The organism is Actinoplanes sp. NPDC004185 (genome assembly GCF_053603475.1).
The window spans coordinates 1-2,767 of the sequence record NZ_JBSGFR010000114.1 but is presented as its reverse complement, the minus strand read 5'-3'; the positions used below and the strand labels follow the sequence as shown (position 1 = coordinate 2,767).

Sequence of the window (2,767 nt, the reverse complement as noted above, 5' to 3'; positions counted from 1 at the left end):
GCTTTGCAGGAAAGTTGGACAACATTAAGAAAAATGCGTCGTCCATATATAAGGCTCTCCAGGACTGCAGTAGCTCAATTTCCACGGGAAAATTTGATAATCAAGTTCCCTATGTCTCGGAGACTATTGATCTTCTTCTTTTGTTTTTCAATTCTTTGTTCGAGAAACAGGGGTTGACAAAGGAATTTTCCTCTGTTGAGGAGTTTCATTATTCTTGTGCGCTGTTTCATAAGATAAGAAATAATCTATCGCATCCAGCATCTAAGCCAACTACAATACCTGACGCCGCAAAAGTTGCAAATTTTGTGGAAAATGTGACTATCGCTCTTGACGGAAAATTCTTTTGGTATGCTACGAAAGAACGTCTTCGTGAAGCAATTCGAGAGTACAAAGAGGTAACGGACGGTGCTGATGTGCTGCACAATCTCGAATCTGCCACATCAACTCATACCGATCTTCTTTGTCGAGATAGTGAAATCGGTGAATTGTATTCCTCGCTTTTGGGAAGTGATATTCGTCAACGACTTGCTGGGTCGGTGCTTTTGTATGGCTATGGTGGGGTTGGGAAGACTGCTATTACTACCGAATTTTTGTATCGACTGCTTCGAGATAAGAAAGATGGAAAGTATTCGGATGTTGAATATCTTCTGTTTTTCTCCAGCAAGGACGAATATCTGCGGTCGTCAAATTCGACTGGTGAATTTTATATTGATTCGGCTCGGCCGGAGTTTTCAACATTCGATGATCTGGCGAGTGCAATTTGCAAGCGTCTGAAACTTGATTCTGTGCATCAGATAGCTGAAAAATATCAACGCGGAATTATTGCGATTGATAATATTGAAAATATCAATTCGGATGAGCAGAAAAAATATTTGCCTTCGTTAAATCTCTTCCTCGGAATGTTCAATTTATAATAACTTCGAGGAATGAGGAGCAGTGTGAGGAAAAGATTCATATCCGGGAGTTCAAGAAGGATGATGTGGGGATTTCTTTTGTTGAGAATATAGTTGAATCGGAGGGATTTAATGTTTCTCTGACTCGAGCAATGGCTGAGTCCCTTCTTGAGACATCAAAGGGCAATGCTCTCATTATCGTGCAGGCTTTGAATGGTCTTCACAACAATGTAATTACGTTTGCCCAGTTAACGCAATCCTTGGAGAGTATGCGTTCAAAGAACTCCGAGATGGTCGCGAATTTCATGTATAAAAATACATTCGATGCGGCACTGCGCTATTTGTCGGAGTCTGGGTATCCGGTTGATGATGTGATGTGCATCATATCTCTTTATGATGAGCGAATTGAATTGTATTCGATCAGTAGATTGGCAAAGATTGAGGTCTCTGATGCGGAGAAGATGTGCAATTTTCTTCTTGAGCGCCTTATTCTTACGAAATCTGGGGAGTATTACGAGCTTAATGAGTTTGCGAAGAGATTTGTGTTGATTAAGTTGCTGCCGGATCGATTTGAGTTGAGTAATCTGCGCGATAAGATAAAGCAGCATAAGGATCGCATGAGGAAGAAGCTTGAGCAGCTTGAAACAACGCTTGATGCTAATTCTGCACTTCATAAGAATGTCAATGAATGGCAGCCGCGTAATTATATTGATAAAATAGTTATTGCTGAGTTATTTTCTATTTATGGTGAGGCGGTGGTGTGCGTTAGGAGGGGGGATAAACTCGAGTTTGAGAGATATATCCGGGACTTGAATGAGCATTCGTTGATTACGAACCATCCATATGTCGCTCTTCAGAAGGCGCGGCTTCTAAAAAGTGGAATTTGGAAATTCTACAAGGGGAATGTTAATGTTCTCGATCAAATTCAGCGGGCCTACGAAGAGGCTCTTGAGTCTATTGAATATGATTATCGCTATCTAATTGGGACGGCGGCTCATGCGTCGTTGTCTATGTTTTTGGGTGTTTTTCTGTGTGCTGATAGAAAGGATTATGGGCGGGCAATTCGATTTTTGGAGTATGCAAAATCTATTTTCGATCAAACCCAAGTTCAAAAGCCATGGTTCATAAGTTGTAACTATCTCTCAATTTCATATGATGAAAGATACAGGCAAACCAATGACCGTGCATACTTTGTCCATCTTTCTCGCGTGGCAAAGCAGGTGTCTGCGTCAAAAAAGAAGGCGGCTAATGCCTCATTTGATATTGAGAAATATTTGAAGCAGTTTAAAGATTATATTCAGTGATGTTTATAAATTAAATGCTTTCGTCTCGGGATGGGGGTTGCATCCCGAGATTTGAAATTTTCTGCAGTTTTCGCTTGTGGTTATGGGCGATTGCTATTATTTAAATATATTAATTTGACGGCTGTCGAGGGCGAGCCTGAAGTATCTGTCTTTCGCCATGTACGCCTATATTCCTTTCGGCCAATCCCCCTCAATCCCCCATTTCTGAGATGCCCGCCCGACTACACTGGTCTTGAAGCCTAGCTTCTCGTCATCGGGAGTAGAACGCAGTCCCCTTCGCACCGATAGTCGAACGTAAGCCGTCTTGCCCAACAAGACACAGCGAAGAAGGAGAAAGAAGGGAAAACCCAAGGCATCAAAGAAGCGCGGGCCGCATGGGCGGCAACCCATACGACCCGCTGACCACCACCAACTCAACACAGGAGTTGAAAATGGCTGACGCCAATACTAAGCCACGTCGTAGAAAGAACAAACCGGTCAACATGCAAAAGACGTTTGAGCTGGTCCTGCGCAATTACCCGGACCTTCCCAAGCGAGGCTGGCCGTATCTGCCGTGGATGAAGGCGATCG

Annotated in this window: 3 protein-coding genes; all 3 read left to right on the top strand. The window is 43.0% G+C overall.

The window, feature by feature from the left end; all coding sequences use genetic code 11:
• Positions 1-914 (top strand): AAA family ATPase (locus ACWEOZ_RS44160; protein WP_451916652.1); only part of this gene is annotated, 914 nt, incomplete at its 5' end.
• Between the two features lie 65 nt (positions 915-979).
• Entirely contained in the window at positions 980-2,197 is a 1,218-nt protein-coding gene (locus tag ACWEOZ_RS44155; protein ID WP_198113870.1) for a hypothetical protein, read from the top strand.
• Positions 2,198-2,571: 374 nt separating this feature from the next.
• Positions 2,572-2,767: hypothetical protein (locus ACWEOZ_RS44150; RefSeq protein WP_451916651.1), on the top strand; the 196-nt coding region annotated here is incomplete at its 3' end.